Consider the following 15585-nt stretch of genomic DNA (forward strand, 5'->3'; position numbering starts at 1 on the left):
CAAAGAGCAAACTGGAAATTCACAAGGCGTTCGCCAGTTCCCTCGGGAACTGGTAATTCAGTCAAAACTGCCTTCAAAAAATACTATACGAGGAGGGTTTAGTATGAAAGAGTATATGCAATATCCGATGTGGGACGCAGCATTACCATTGGAAGAACGATTGAATGACTTGATTGCGCGTCTGACAACGGAGGAGAAAATCGGATTAATTCCTACACGTGAAGCAGCAGTACCCCGATTGGGAATACCCGGTTACAATGTAGGAGGCGAAGCGGCTCACGGGGTTGCCTGGATCGGTGAGGCTACTGTTTTTCCGCAGCCGCTCGGTCTGTCGAGTACCTGGAATACGAAGCTCATGCGCGAAATTGGTTCCGTTATCGGAGATGAAGCCAGAGCATACCACCATCGTGCACCCGAGCGTCACGGCTTGACCTTATGGGCGCCAACCGTCGATCTGGAACGAGATCCGCGTTGGGGCAGAACGGAAGAAGGCTATGGTGAAGATCCCGTACTGACAGGTGAAATGTCGGCTGCTCTTGTGAAGGGCATGCAGGGTAACCACCCGTTCTATTTGAAAATGGTAGCGACGCTGAAGCACTTTTTTGCCAACAATAATGAGAAGGATCGGTTGAATTGTTCATCCAGCATCGATCCGCGTAACTTGCGTGAATATTATTTAAAAGCATTCGAGACGCCTTTCATAGAAGGTGGGGCCTTGTCCATGATGACAGCCTACAATTCGATCAACGGCACACCCGCTATTGAAAGTCCATACGTGAATAATGTGGTCAAGGGTGAGTGGGCTATGCCTGGATTTATCGTGTGTGACGGGGGAGATTTGTCCCAGACGGTCAATGATCACGGTTATCATGCCACGCATGCGGAATCGGCAGCAGGGGCTATAAAGGCAGGTGTGGACTGTCTGACGGACGAGGTTGATTTAGTCGTATCTGCCTTGGAAGAGGCGCTTGAGCGTAACTTGCTGGAGGTCGAGGATCTTGACCGGGCCATTCGTAATATTTTTGGCGTGCGGATGCGGCTTGGACAACTGGATCAGACGGGACTTAACCCGTATGCTTCAATATCGGAATCTGTATTGTGTGCGCCTGAACATGCCAAATTAAGTTATAGAGCAGCAGCCGAGTCTATCGTTTTACTCCAAAATGACGGACTGCTTCCTCTCCAATCGGAAAGATTGCAGAAGGTTAGCGTAATCGGTCCCCTCGCGGATGTGGTCTATACCGATTGGTATAGCGGCACACTGCCTTATCGAGTTACCGTTTTGGAAGGACTGCGCAAGCAGCTTGGCGGAGCAGAAGTATCATTTGCAGATGGCAATGATCGCATCAGTCTGAAGACAGCCGATGGAAAGGTGATCACGCTTGGTGTGGAAGGAAAGCTTGTTGCCGTGCCGGAAGGCAGTGCGGAGGCCGCCGAGTTCATCCATCAGGACTGGGGCTGGGGAAGCCACACACTTCGCAGTGTGAAAAACAATCGCTATGTTTCGTTAACCGAACAGGGCATCTATCAGGCGAATGCGCCGGAGATTGGTGGCTGGTTCGTCAAGGAAGTGGTACAGATTGATTCACAAGCGGATGGAACCAGCACGTTGCGTACGTGGAACGGACTGCCACTGAGGCTGGATGAACATCAGAGGCAACTGGTGCTGTCCCCAACGCCGGAACAAAAAGACGAGGACTTGAGTTCATCTGGTAATCCGGATGCCGTAGAAGGGAAGCAGAAACCTCCTGTGTTCAAGCTGGACATTGTTGCTAACGGAATAGAGCAGGCGAAAAAAGCTGCTCAGAATAGTGACGTTTCTATCGTTGTTGTAGGTAATAGTCCATATATTAACGGCAAAGAGGAGATCGATCGCCCAAGTCTGCAGCTTCCGCCTGAGCAGGCCCGACTGGTAAGAGAAGTCTGCCAAGTGAATCCGAATACGGTCGTTGTCATCGTTGGCAGTTATCCCTTTGCACTGCAGGAGTTAAAAGACGTGGCTCCGGCAATCGTATACCTGACGCATGCAGGTCAAGAACTGGGGAATGCGGTTGCGGATGTTCTGCTCGGAAATTATGCTCCTGCTGGTAGACTGAATATGACATGGTATGAGGATGAATCCCAGCTGCCTGACATCATGGATTACGACATTATTCATAACGGTACAACCTATATGTATCATGAAGGTCCAGTCCTGTATCCCTTTGGTCATGGGTTAACCTATTCGGAATTTGAGTATAGAGCAATCCGAGTAGAGCATGCACAGGGATCTTCTGGAGATGATGTGCTGAAGATTGAAGTGCAGATCGAGAACAAAGGGGAGCGTGCCAGCGATGAAGTGGTACAATTGTATGGACACGCCCAATCCTCAAGGGTGAAACGCCCACAACGTCAGTTGATCGGTTTCCGGCGTATTCATCTTGCTTCAGGCGCCGTGGAAAATCTTTCTTTCGAAATTCCTGTTCAGAAACTGTCCTTCTGGGATGTCACTCGTGACAGATATTGTATTGAAACAGCAACCTGGTCAATCATGGCTGGGCGTTCCTCGGCAGATATTCGTCAGACCGCAGAAATTCACATCGAGGGTGAAACCATTCCTGCACGAGCGCTGAACGTACCTACGTTTGCGGAAAATTACGATGCGTATGCAGACGTTCTGTTGGATGAGTGTCAAGAAGGTCGTTCAGCCGTCCGTGCCATTGCTCCAGGCGAATCGTTGTATCGTGAAGGGCGTTCTTCCTGGATCTCATTCCACGACAATGCTTTCCGGCAAGCTAGTGAGTTTGAGGGTCGGGTGGCAGCCTTCGGAGAAGATGGCGAATTGGAGATTCGGGCGGAAGGTCCGGAAGGTCCACTGCTCGGCACTTGTGTCGTTCCCGGTTCCGCTGGGACCGTCAACGGGAAGAATCTTCAGTGGAACACAGCTCGCTGTTCCCTGAAGGCAGAGCGTGAGATCAACCAGCTCTGTATTGTTTTCAAGGGCGGTGCAGCCCTCCAGCAATTTGTGTTGAAATAAGTTGATTTGTTGATCTTCATGATGCATGGCGAAAAGGCTGTCCTGACACTGAATTTAGTGCGGCAGCCTTTTTGCGCTGTCATTCCAAGTGACCTTTTTTACATAGCCCGTATATTCAACTGCAGATCAACCCACAATAACGTTGTTGTTTCTGATTCTGTAAAGGTGGTTGAGGTATGAAAGATAAAAAGTGGGACCTCGTCGCACTCGCTTCCATCCCGGTTATTATGACACTGGGTAACTCAATGCTGATCCCCATCCTTCCGCAGATCGAGCGTGAATTGAAAGTGTCCTCATTCAAGGTCAGCATGTTAATTACGGTTTATGCGGTCGTCGCAATCCTGCTCATTCCACTTGCAGGATATCTGTCGGATCGTTTCGGCAGGAAAGCCGTTATTATCCCCAGTCTCATCATTGCAGCCGCAGGAGGCGCGGTTGCAGGAGGAGCAGCCTGGATGCTGAATGGAAATGCGGCATACTGGACCATTCTCGGTGGCAGACTTTTGCAAGGGATAGGAGCGGCAGGGGCTTTTCCGATTGTCATTCCATTGGTTGGCGACATGTTCGATGATGAAAACGAAGTGAGTAAAAGCCTTGGCATTATTGAAACCTCAAATACCTTCGGCAAGGTACTAAGTCCGATTTTGGGTGCAGCTTTGGCTGTCTGGATTTGGTATTTGCCTTTTATGGCTATTCCAGTACTCTGTGTGCTTTCATTGGTCCTGGTTATTTTCCTGGTGAAAACACCCAAGAGGAAGGAAGAACCAAAGAGCTTTCCCGAATTTGTTGCTTCCATCCGCAGTGTACTGAAAGAAAAGGGCCGCTGGCTGTATGCAATTTTTGCGATCGGCGGTATTTGCATGTTTGTTCTCTTTGGTGTGCTCTTCTATCTGTCGGAGACGTTGGAATCGGAGTTCAAATTAAAGGGTGTACTTAAAGGTCTTGTGCTTGCTATACCGCTGGCAGCCTTGTGTCTGGCATCTTTCTTTGCTGGAAAATGGATAGGAAAAAACAAGACACGGATGAAATGGCTTGGGTTTATCGGACTTGCTGTTTTAACTGTTTCTCTTGGCGTTATCGGGCTTTTTGACAACATATATGTTGTGGTCGGTTTGTTCACCCTTGGCGGAGCAGGAATAGGTGCTACACTGCCATGTCTGGATGCTATGGTTACTGAAGGGGTGGACAAGGAACAACGCGGCACCATCACGGCGTTATTCAGCAGCATGCGTTTTATCGGTGTATCTCTCGGTCCTCCTGTCGTGTCATTGTTGATCTCTTCTCACCATTTCCTTCTGTTTGGTATTCTCGCTGCGTCCGGGGCAGTGGGAGGGATACTCACATTATTGGCAGTTAAGCCGGATAAGGGAAATCAACCCACATCAGGCAGTGGTCAAAATCATCGTGAACGTGAGTATGATGAATTGAAACAACCCAGTGGTTATCTGCCAGGGCGGAGAAAGAAAAGTCCACTCTAATTTAAATATAAAAAAACGCGTTTACTCAGATGGGTTTATATTTCCCTCACAGAGTAAACGCGTTTTAATGAATGAAAGTATAGCAGCTTATTGGCATTAATTATCTTTTCGGGGAGTAGGTGTGTCATTTTCAGTTGCAGTTTCACTATGCTCATGCCGATCGGAATCCTGCGCAGCGATATGTGTATGAGTCAATAGTGGATGCACAGGCACTGCAAAACCTCCATTTCGTTTCCCTTGAATCAGGTATATGAGGAGAAATAGGACCATGAACACAATGGAATAACGATACATATCGGTATAACTGGTTATGGAAGCAATAGCGCCCAGCAGAAGTGCTCCAAGAGCAATCCCCAGATCCAGCGTATTCAGAAACATGCCGTTAGCCATACCCCGCTGTGAAGGGGAGACAATCTGAATCATCCAGGTCTGCATGGAAGACTGTATCGAACCATAACCGATTCCGTATAAAAATGCAGCGACAAACAAGACGGACATCGACGAAGCGTAGGAGAGCGTGATCAGTCCAGCAGCAATGAATATTGCTCCGGGAATCAGTAACGCTTTTGGACCTTTGCTGTCATAGATTCGTCCTGCAAACGGTCTGACTAATAGTACAGCGAGAGCATTGAACAAAAAGAACAGTGCAGGGTTAGCCAGGTTGGCTTCCTTTCCATATAAAACGATAAATCCGACCAGACCGCCATACGTGATGGACAGCAAACAATTCAGTACACTTGGCAAAATCAGTTTACGGTTGAAAGGTGTCTTGACCTTGGTGCCTGATATCGCAGCTGTTTCAAATGGTGGCGTCGGCACTACTTCATCATTGACCCTGCGAGCTTTTTTACGTGTCAGTGAATAGCTGAGTGGATAGATGACCGCGATAACACCTGCCGTACATAACATGAGTGTCACGAACCCGGCGCCCTGGAGCACGGTGACCCCAATAATAGGACCCATGGACATGGCCAGACTTGTGGACAGGCCGAAATAACCCATACCTTCACCCATCCGTTTGACAGGCACAATATCCGATGCCATAGTCGGGAAAGCCGTGCTACTCATGCCGAATCCGATACCAAACACCATACGCAGCAATAACAGGACCGCAATCCCGGCAGCAAAGTAATATCCAAGTGTAGCGAGTAAGGCAACCGTCAGGCCAATATAGATCATGGCATTACGAAGACCCTTCTCCAATGCTTTGGCTGAAAAGAGCCGGGCAGTAATGGCGCTAAGGGCAAAAAGACAGGTGAAGAGGCTGACTTCAAAGGCATTGGCGTGAAAACGGTCCTGCACATAAGAAGGCAGTGGGGAGACGATCATGTGAAGTTGCAGAAAGAGTAGAAAGTTACATAACATGAGCAGGATAAAATCGGTGGTCCATAGTTTGACTTGCGATGATTGTGATTTCATTAGTTGTTCATTCCCCCTGGTGTAAAATTCGTTACAGGTTGCTGTTCATGAGGGAAAGAGTATGTCTAAATGCTTTCATCTGTTCTTCGGGAATACCTTCAGTCAGATTTTTATTCATTTCTCTTTCGAGCGGAACAAGCTGGTCAAGCAATTTTTTTCCTTCATCGGTCAAGTAGAGCAGGTAGGCTCTGCGATCCTGTTCGCTGGTCCGGCGTTCGACCCAGCCTTTCTTCTCCAACAGATCAATAATCCGGGCAGTTGTGGGCTGGTCCTTATACACGCGAGTGGCGACTTCCTTCTGATTCACGCCTTCACCTCTACCGATATTGAACAGAACGGAAAATTGCTCTGTTGTAATATCATAGGGTTTGAAACGAATGGCCAGTAAAGCCGACGCCTTGCGGTGTGTCAAGCCTAGCATGAATCCAATGGATTGATCGAGTGAATAGTCGTTCCCCATAACATCCTCTTTTCTTTAAGCAAGATAGTCTCCATTCATTTACTTGTTATAACAACTATATGCTAAACAATTAATTTTGTCAAAATGGATTTATGAATATCTTATGTGAACATTGAAATATGCAAACGTTGGAAAATACTGATAAAATAGAAGTGCCGCTATTTAGGAAATTAGGCAACATGATGGCGAGGTTAAGAAGATGAATCTGCTCCAGCTGATTCTGGAGCTGACTGAGGAGAGCTGAGTATGTTAAAGAACATTCCCGCAATAATACCTCCGGAACTGCTGAAGATCATGTCTGAGATGGGTCATGGAGACGAGCTGGTACTGGCTGATGGCAACTTTCCTGCAGCCAGTCATGCCCAGCGGCTGATTCGCTGTGATGCGCTGGGTACCGTGGAGTTACTGGATGCCATTTTAAGTATGTATCCACTGGATACATATGCTGAGCGGCCGGCAGCCGTTATGCAGGTCGTCAAGGGAGATCAAGTGGTCCCGATCATCTGGGAAGATTACCGCAGGCTGATCCTTGACCATGAGGGCATCACGGATGCTTTTGATCATGAAGAGCGTTTCGCGTTTTATGAGAGGGCTTCTCGCGCCTATGTCATTGTTGCAACCGGTGAACGTGCGCAGTATGCCAATTTGATTTTGAAAAAAGGGGTCATTTTCCCAGATACAGATCCTTATCCAAAGGCGAAAAAGGTTGAATTGAACTGAATTCAAAGTTAAGGCGACGAGGCGGCAGAAGCCTCGCTCGCCTTTTTGCTTTTCCCGAAACGGAGCCAGTAAACAACAACATACAATATAGGCATACACTCGATAAGCGATAAGGTCCGACTTGAAGTGGCTGATAGATCATGTCGGCAACGCCTAGCAAGAGTGCTTTAACCTGATCATAGATATTGTCTTTTTCCATTTCAGTTTCACTTCCCTATGCTGTAATGCCGAGCCTGTAATTTGACTATAGTGTGCGACGCTTCCAATGAAATATACTTTTAAGTTTAGATTATCGATATATATTACAAACTTTGATGCAGATGATGAATGGGGGGATTGTCAGATGTGCCTTACAATGAGAGGGTGGAAGGAAGCGGGTAGACATTTTATATAAGGAGATTAGGGAAGATGGCGTATCGGATCAGACGTGCTGAGCTTAGCGATGTTAACGGAGTGGCACAGTTGTTCAATGAGTATAGGATATTTTACGATCAGCTTACAGATCTAAACGGAGCGAGAGCATATATCAGAGAACGTATGGAACGCAGTGAATCTGTTATTTTGATTGCCGAATCGGAATTGGAGACAGAAAAGGAAGAGGAGTGCAGTTTGACGAATAAACCCTTAGCGGGTGAGTTTAGTGGATTTATACAGCTGTATCCTAGCTTTAGTTCAGTGTCCATGAGGCCCATCTGGGTGCTTAATGATCTCTACGTACATGCGGATCATCGCCAGCGAGGAATTGCGCGTAAGCTGCTGCAAGCTGCACGACTATTGGGAAATGAGAGTGGAGCGGTGCGAATAGCGCTCTCTACGGCGATAAGCAACAAGAAGGCTCAGGCATTATATGAGTCGGAAGGCTATACGTTGGACACCAAATTCATGTATTATGAACTTCATACATGATAAAGACTGGGAGAGCTTGAAGTTCAGGATAAGCAGGAGGGATTAGCACAAAATGATGCAATGGATAGCCATGATCACGATGTTGATCGATCATATCGGAGCCGTCTTTTATCCACAGGTGGGTGAGCTGCGAATCATTGGTCGGATTGCTTTTCCAATCTATGCTTTTGCTGTGTATATCGGTTATAAACATACTCGCAACGTACAAAAATACATATGGCGTTTGTTCTGGATTGCCGTAATCTCTCAATTGCCGTTTATGGCGGCTTTTAATCATTTTTCGCTGAATGTGGTTTGGACATTGTGGTCTGCCCTGCTTGTATTGCTCGTGCTTGATAAACTTCCGGTCCGTATGCTGGGAATTCCGATTGTCGTCGTTTCAGGCTTGATTATGGAAATGACCCATATGGATTACGGTATGTATGGCTTACTGCTTGTATTGCTGTTCCGTTACTTCCAGGGACCCGTACTGGTAATGGCTCATTTGCTCTTAAATGTGTTATATATTTTTCTGCACAGCAGTTCTATTCAGATGTACAGCGTGATTGCTACCGCAGGCATTGCTATTGCCCAGTATTATAACGCAGGGTTCCGTCTGAAAGGTCCACGTTGGATTTGGCGTTATTTTTATCCTGCACATTTGGCTGTCATTGCCTTGATCCGCTGGATTTAAGAAGTTTTTATAAAAAAAGCCACCTTTTCCGTCATCACTGACGTTGAGGTGGCTTATATTTTCATCAGTGGATGCGATATAAGCATTCACTTTATTGAATTTATTCCATCGCTGGAAAAGTGCCAAACTGCGTTCGGACGGCCTTAGGGAAATAACCAATCTCGATGGCATGTTCGAGCATTTTTGAGATGAAACGATCATCGGTTTTGGCGCATATAATGCCGGCTGGTTCCACATAAGCGGTTGTTACAGGAGAAGCATAAACGTATGCAGAATCCTTGGCACCGTCTCCTTCAAGCTGGGCAATAGCCAGTTGAAGTGCCTCAGGGTCCTTGCTGACACTGCCATCGAACAACCAGTTGGTGTACTCTGCAAAAGGAAGAGTTTGCACTTCATAACCGGCCCGGTTCACAGAACGGATCAGATCATCGTAGCTGATTGGCTCCGGATTACAGATATGGAATACACGGCCTGCTGTGTCCTGGCGTAATGCCAGATGTACAATTGCCTGGCTTGCATAATCAATAGGTGTAAAATCAACCATCCAGTCGGCTGCCGGAGCTTTGCCCAGCAATAACATCGCTTTAATCATACGATAAAAGGCGTTGCTATCGATATTCGACTGGAAACGTCCCGTCTCAGAATGACAGGTCAGATTACCTGCACGATAGATGCTCACAGGCACACCCTCTTCGGCAGCAATCATAAGCACTTTCTCGGCTTCAAGCTTGCTGTCAGAGTATAGGTTGTCCACGTGCAGATCCGCGGGGAAGCGATCATATTGCAATGAGGATTCCCACTGTCCACTGAGTGCAAGATCTTCCGGTATGCCCATCGTGGATACATGGTGGAAGGAGGCACCCGGTTTGCTGCGAACGAGTTTAAGCAATGCGATGGTTCCATCGACATTGGTTTTGGCGAATTGTGCTGCATCTCCGAAATGTCGTACATCCGCGGCACAATGAATGACACGGTCAATTCGTTCTTGCACATAAGTCGTCTGTTCGTCTGAAAGACCGAGATTCGGTTGCTCCAGATCACCTTCGATAATCTCGACGCGGGATGCGAGGAGAGGTAGCAGTTCTGATCCAAAGTAGCCTTTCATGACACTGCTCAGTCGTTCCATTGCAGAGTTTCCGTCTGCGGGGCGGCGAACCAGAGTATAGATACGTGTATTCGAAGTTAGAATTAACTGCTGCAACACATGTGATCCAAGATATCCGGTAGCTCCGGTCAGGAGCACATGCTCAGGATTCAGAATTTCCGGATATCCAATCTGGGATCTCAGCTCTACAGGATGTTCTGACAATTGGGTGATTACACCGTCATTCACTGAGGAATGCACAGCTTCATCTGTAGATTGTGCAAGCGTTTCCACGCGTTGTGCCAGGGCACGAATCGTCTTCTCCGCAAAAAAGTCGGCAATCTTCAGCTGCGGATAATGCGGCTTCAGAATGACCAGCACATGGATGACCCGAAGAGAATCACCGCCAATGGCGAAGAAGCTGTCTTCCACACCAAAGTCATCATGCTGAAGAATTTCTTTCCATGCTTCTAGAATAATCGCTTCGGTTTCCGTCTCTGGCAGTACCCGATCAGGTCGATCTTCATGACGTTCTACGTGAGGCAGGGATACCATCGCTTTACGATTGATTTTGCCTGTCGGTGCGATCGGCATTTCATCGAGCTGACAAATCCACTTCGGTACAAAATAGGAAGGAAGCTTAGCCGTTAGCTCGGCTTTAATGTCTGCAACGGAAAGTGTACTGCCATCTTTGGATGTAAAGTACCCTACGAGCATGTTTTGACCATCTGATTCCTTCTTGGGAATCACGGCAACATCCTGAACCTGATCCAGGCGGGCAAAATGATCCTCGATCTCCCCAATCTCAATCCGGTGGCCCCGAATCTTTAACTGCGAGTCGCTGCGTCCGACATATTCCAGCAATCCATTATCGAGCAGTTTGGCAATATCGCCAGACTTATAGATTTTCTCATCGATCGCAAATGGATTATCAATGAATGCCTGCGCGGTACGCTCCGGTTGGTTCAGATAACCTTTGGCCAAAGCGGGTGTTGCTATATATACCTCTCCGGGAACACCTACCGGGCATAACTGCTGTTCTTCATTGACAATATACACTTTATAGTTATGAATTGGTCTGCCGATTGGAATGTTAACGACACTATCCGGAACTTGCTCACTAATTCGGTGGGTTGCTGTCGCTACCGTACATTCCGTAGGTCCGTATACATTGACGATATCAATCTGGTTGCCGAATTTGCGCTGGAAGGCACGAACCTGTTCACCATAGAGAGCTTCTCCGGCTACGGTAATAATTTTAACTTTGGCCAGCTTGTGGAAGCCTTCCTCAGACAGGAAGGAGGCAAGCTGATTGAAAAATATAGTAGGCAATATCGTAATAATGGTGGTGCCTGTACGTTCGATTGCAGTGGCAAACTCTTCCACGGAGACACGTTCCTCCGCCGACAACAGGTATAGCTCTGCCCCGTAGAACAAGGCGCCAATCGTATCCCACACTGATGCATCGAAGCTGTATGTAGCAAACTGGGTTAATACGTCACCTGGTTGAATATCGCAATCTTGCTGCACCACACTACCGAGATTGGCAACACCCCGATGGGCAATAAGTGCACCTTTGGGCTTGCCGGTAGATCCAGAGGTATAGATGATATATGCCAGGTCATCTGGCTGAATATGCAGGTTGGGATTGCTTGCTGCAAATCCGGCAAGGCGCCCGTCTACGGCCAGAATTTGGCGAACGGTAGTAATCCCTGAGAATAATCGTGAGGCTTCAGGTAAAGAGGACTCTTTGGTGAGGACAAAGGATGAAGCTGTATCTTCGACAATATAACTGTTGCGTTCTTGCGGATGCTCAGGGTCGACAGGAACGTATACTCCGCCAGCTTTGAGAATACCGAGCAAGGAAATAATTGTTTCCAGACTCCGTTCCATAAAGATGCTGACGAATTCTCCTTTTTGCAATCCGTTGGATAACAACACACGGGCAACCTGATTGGCGCGTTCGTTTAATTCCCTATAGGTGTACCGACCAGTTGATGAAGTAATTGCTGGCGATTCCGGATACTCGGCTGCTGTTGCTTCGAACCAGCCATGAATCGTCTGATGCTCCGGTTCGAGAACGGCGGTATCATTCATTTCTCGATAAAGCAACCGGTCTGATGCGGACAAAATATCCACCGTACCAATGGCTTTGTCTTGGTCACGCAGCATAGCCAGAAGAAGAGTCTGATAATACTCTGCATATCTTGTGATCGTAGCTTCATTCAGAAGTGAACTGTCATAGAACAGATCCAGCGTAAGCATATCCTGATCATCACGAATATTCCAATTTAACAATTGAGGAGCTTTAGGCAGCTGTACACTGTTAAACATAAACAGCGTTTCCGGATTGCCACCAGATTGGAGCGTGTAATGCTGCTGGAATTGATCTGAAATCTGATGAATCAGCTCGTTAAAAGTTAACTTGCCTTGAATCTGCAATAACACATGGGAAGCTGTCCGATCGGGAGCCAGTGTGCCGATGGCAAGTTCCTGCTCAGCTGATAAACGGAACAACAATGCTGCGTAGGCAGACAATAATGCTGGATATACGCTCTCTGAGCCGAATTTTTGTTTCAGTTCTCGACCGAGGGACGATTGCAGTGAAATATGAGCAGACTCATAAGCGAAAGATTGTTGACGGCGCCCAAAATCCAGTGGAATCTGAAGAACCGGTAGGCCAGATTCCGCTGTTTGGGGAGATGATGATTGATTTTCGACCACTTCAGTTGTTCCTCCTTGGTTCAAACCGTTCAGGTTGTGGGTTGAATTATAGTTTGCTTACATTAAAATGCGATATCAATTCTTGCAGCTCTTCAGACATAGTGTTTAAACGGGTAGAGGAATCAACAAGTGTAATCAGAGATGCCTTTTGCTCATCAACGGATGCAGAAATCCGCTCACTGTTATCAGCTGTCTTGCTCACACTGGCAGACAAATCATCCGCAGTTGCGGTCATTTCTTCTGTACCTGCAGAGATTTCTTCTGTAGCGCTGGATACTTCCTGAATCTGATTCGATACTTTCTTGGCTGCTTCCAGAATTTCCTCGAACAATTGACCGGTTTGATCAGCTACACTGAGTCCGGTATCCACTTCAGCTGTTCCTTGTTCCATCGCACGAACGGCTTGTCTGATTTCAGCCTGAATCTCCTGGATCAGCACAGCAACCTGGCTCGTGGATTGTTCGGACTGCTCAGCAAGCTTACGTACTTCACCTGCTACGACTGCGAATCCTCGGCCTTCTTCACCAACACGTGCTGCTTCAATGGATGCGTTAAGCGCAAGCAAGTTTGTCTGGCTGGAAATACCTGAGATGATATTCAGAATATCGCCGATTTCCTGCGAGCGGCTCTCGAGAACCTGAATGGCAGAAGCGGTGTTTTTAACAGATTCCGTAATCAGATTCATCTGCTCAGATACCTGGCGAACCACACTGTTTCCTTGTTGGGATCGACGTTCCATCTCATAGGCTTCGTCAGCTACACTTGCTGAACTGCTGGCAATAGTCTGAATGACGATAGCCATCTCGGACATCGCACGGGCACTGTCCCGGGTTGCCTGTTCCTGTGCACGAATGTTGGATGTAATCTGAGTAACGTTGTTATTGATTGAATCAGCATTCTCGCTGTTTCTCTCGGAGACTTCATACAGTTCCTTGGCAGACTCGTTAACTTCTTGCGAAGTGATTTGCACTTTAACGATAGTATCGTTGATCTTGCGTACCATGATATTAAACTTTTCATTTACAATACCCAGATCGTCTTTGCCTGTCGGAATTTTGACATTCAAATTACCCCGGCTTACGTCATCAATCCCTTTGATCAGGTGACGAATAGGGGAAAGCGTGTTTTTGACAACAAGATATTGGATGATCAAGAACAACAGCAGGAACGCTACCAGGATGATAATTCCGTTCTTGAGCAATTTGTTCAGTCCGGCAGGTACTGCTGAAGCGTCTGCATCGACTGCAAAGTAAGAGTAAATCTTGCCGTTACTATCCTTGATCGGATAAGCAATGGTTGTCCAGGTTCCGAAATCATCGGAATAAAATGTGGTGAACGTTGGGCGATCCGTATTCACCATTTCTTTCAATGCATTTGCCACAACGACAGGCTGTTCATACATGTCGCCGATATTAACATTTTCACTCTGGAAGGCTTCCTTCAGATTGGTTGGCATGGCAACAAGGGAAGTTAATCGTTTGTTATCTCCACCGAGCTCGACACCAAAGATGTAGGCTTGTGCAATGTTGGGATAATATTGCTGCATTTCATCGAAATAGGCACGCAATTTGGTTTGTGCTTTTCCATCATAATTGGCTTCTGTAATCGCAGCCTGCACTTCGGTGGAATCAATACCCTCTGCCCATTTTTTAGTGATTTGTTCTACTTGACCATGTAGTTGGTCTACGAGGATCGTTTTTTGAAAGTAATAGCTGCTGGCAATAAGTGCCACCCCAATGATAATAATGTTTGTAAATGAGAGCAACAGATTTTTGGAGAAAAAAGACATGCTTTTCCAACTTAATGATTTCACTAAAGTCCACTCCTGATCTTCTTTGAATTGATAATATGTTGGTGTCTTCATGAAGCAAATTAAGTCATTCCCTTATCCCCTCCAAAGGCAAAATGTGCGACCATGGTCTTGGGTTCCTGGTCGCTATGTAGAGATATTTTTACCTAGATACCCATAGGTGTCTAATTATTAAAACACATCTATACTTAATATGTCGTATAAAATGTCGTCAAATTGAATAGTTTTGTTAAAACTTTTTTAATATTTTACGTATTTATGGACATATGGAAGTAAGATGTAGGTACTTAGAACTGTTTATTTAAAATAATTCCCATTTTTTAGTTTCATTCTGTATTCTATAACATGGTGGGTTAAAAAACATCCTTAAACATTGAAAAAATAGTGAAAACAACAGAAAACGGACTTTCTTCTGCCACACCAATAAGATATCAGGGAGGAGAATCTAACCAAGAATGTACATAAGCAAGATCAATGATACATGTGAAGTAGAGAAACAGGCCAAGTTTCCCAGTTGAACACGTCATCCACAGATATACATCGGAAGCGGTTTTATCTATAATAACTACAGTATGCATTTCTCAAATCATGAGCAGGCGGGGGTTTATAGATGAATCTTAAACAGATAGCAGCTGAGCGCGCGGCAGAATATGTTCAAGATGGAATGAAGGTTGGATTGGGTACAGGGTCAACGGCGTATTACGCTATTTGTCGAATTGGTGAGCGGGTACGCGAGGGGTTAAACATTCAGGCAGTAGCTACTTCGGAAGCATCGGACAAGCTCGCCAAGGAATGGGGAATTCCGATCGTTCCATTTGATCAGATTGGACGTCTGGATCTGACCATTGACGGTGCAGATGAAGTTGACCCCGAGTTTAACCTGATCAAAGGCGGTGGCGGTGCGCTTTTGCGTGAAAAAATTGTAGCTGCAAACAGTGACAAACTGATTATTGTGGCGGATGGCAGCAAAGCCGTACAAAAGCTGGGGAAATTTCCGTTGCCGGTTGAAGTGGTCCCTTTTGCGTCAGAGTGGACCTTCCAGGCGCTGGAGAAACTCGGATGTCACCCGGAATGGCGCATGAATGGGGATCAACGTTATCTTACGGATAATGGAAACCTCATTGCGGATTGCCGCATGGAAGCCATAGAAAAGGCTGCGGAGCTTAACGTGCAGTTAAATATGCTACCAGGTGTTGTCGATAATGGACTGTTTATTAACATGGCGGACACCGTCATTCTTGCGAAGGATGATGGCAGCATCGATGAGCGTCATCGTTCGTGAGCGGAAAGGTGGT

Annotated in this window: 10 protein-coding genes; 6 read left to right on the forward strand and 4 right to left on the reverse strand. The window is 46.6% G+C overall.

Features of this window, described 5'->3' with window-relative positions; all coding sequences use genetic code 11:
* Positions 1–103: 103 nt before the first annotated feature.
* Positions 104–3016 carry a glycoside hydrolase family 3 C-terminal domain-containing protein gene (locus BMW94_RS00005; RefSeq protein WP_090993360.1) on the forward strand — a complete coding sequence of 971 codons (2913 nt, stop codon included), beginning with the start codon at positions 104–106 and terminating at the stop codon, positions 3014–3016.
* A gap of 176 nt (positions 3017–3192) precedes the next feature.
* Positions 3193–4494 (forward strand): bacillibactin exporter BcbE, encoded by a 1302-nt coding sequence (locus BMW94_RS00010; RefSeq protein ID WP_254790059.1) that lies wholly within the window; start codon positions 3193–3195, stop codon positions 4492–4494.
* Between the two features lie 96 nt (positions 4495–4590).
* On the opposite strand, the gene BMW94_RS00015 is transcribed toward BMW94_RS00010, so the two are convergent.
* Entirely contained in the window at positions 4591–5913 is a 1323-nt protein-coding gene (locus tag BMW94_RS00015; protein WP_090993362.1) for an MFS transporter, read from the reverse strand.
* A gap of 31 nt (positions 5914–5944) precedes the next feature.
* Positions 5945–6373: a MarR family winged helix-turn-helix transcriptional regulator gene (locus BMW94_RS00020; protein ID WP_090993364.1), complete on the reverse strand. Its 429-nt coding sequence runs from the start codon at positions 6371–6373 to the stop codon at positions 5945–5947.
* Between the two features lie 246 nt (positions 6374–6619).
* On the opposite strand from BMW94_RS00020, the gene BMW94_RS00025 reads away from it, so the two are divergent.
* The 3 genes from BMW94_RS00025 to BMW94_RS00035 all read left to right on the forward strand — a co-directional run bounded on the left by BMW94_RS00025 (position 6620) and on the right by BMW94_RS00035 (position 8672).
* Positions 6620–7093: an RbsD/FucU family protein gene (locus BMW94_RS00025; RefSeq protein WP_090993366.1), complete on the forward strand. Its 474-nt coding sequence runs from the start codon at positions 6620–6622 to the stop codon at positions 7091–7093.
* A gap of 408 nt (positions 7094–7501) precedes the next feature.
* Positions 7502–7999, forward strand: a complete 498-nt coding sequence (locus tag BMW94_RS00030; protein WP_090993368.1) for a GNAT family N-acetyltransferase — start codon at positions 7502–7504, stop codon at positions 7997–7999.
* A gap of 52 nt (positions 8000–8051) precedes the next feature.
* Positions 8052–8672 carry a TraX family protein gene (locus BMW94_RS00035; RefSeq protein ID WP_254790060.1) on the forward strand — a complete coding sequence of 207 codons (621 nt, stop codon included), beginning with the start codon at positions 8052–8054 and terminating at the stop codon, positions 8670–8672.
* A 100-nt stretch (positions 8673–8772) separates the two neighbouring features.
* On the opposite strand, the gene BMW94_RS00040 is transcribed toward BMW94_RS00035, so the two are convergent.
* The gene (locus BMW94_RS00040; protein WP_090993370.1) at positions 8773–12480 is read right to left on the reverse strand and encodes a non-ribosomal peptide synthetase family protein; all 3708 of its coding nucleotides are present in this window, start codon (positions 12478–12480) and stop codon (positions 8773–8775) included.
* 46 nt (positions 12481–12526) lie between these two features.
* Entirely contained in the window at positions 12527–14269 is a 1743-nt protein-coding gene (locus BMW94_RS00045) for a methyl-accepting chemotaxis protein (protein WP_090994198.1), read from the reverse strand.
* 631 nt (positions 14270–14900) lie between these two features.
* Between BMW94_RS00045 and rpiA the strand changes: the two genes are divergently transcribed.
* Entirely contained in the window at positions 14901–15572 is a 672-nt protein-coding gene (rpiA, locus tag BMW94_RS00050; protein ID WP_090993371.1) for a ribose-5-phosphate isomerase RpiA, read from the forward strand.
* The last annotated feature ends 13 nt before the right edge of the window (positions 15573–15585 follow it).

The organism is Paenibacillus sp. OK003, assembly GCF_900109515.1.
In the GTDB taxonomy this organism is placed as follows: domain Bacteria; phylum Bacillota; class Bacilli; order Paenibacillales; family Paenibacillaceae; genus Paenibacillus; species Paenibacillus marchantiae.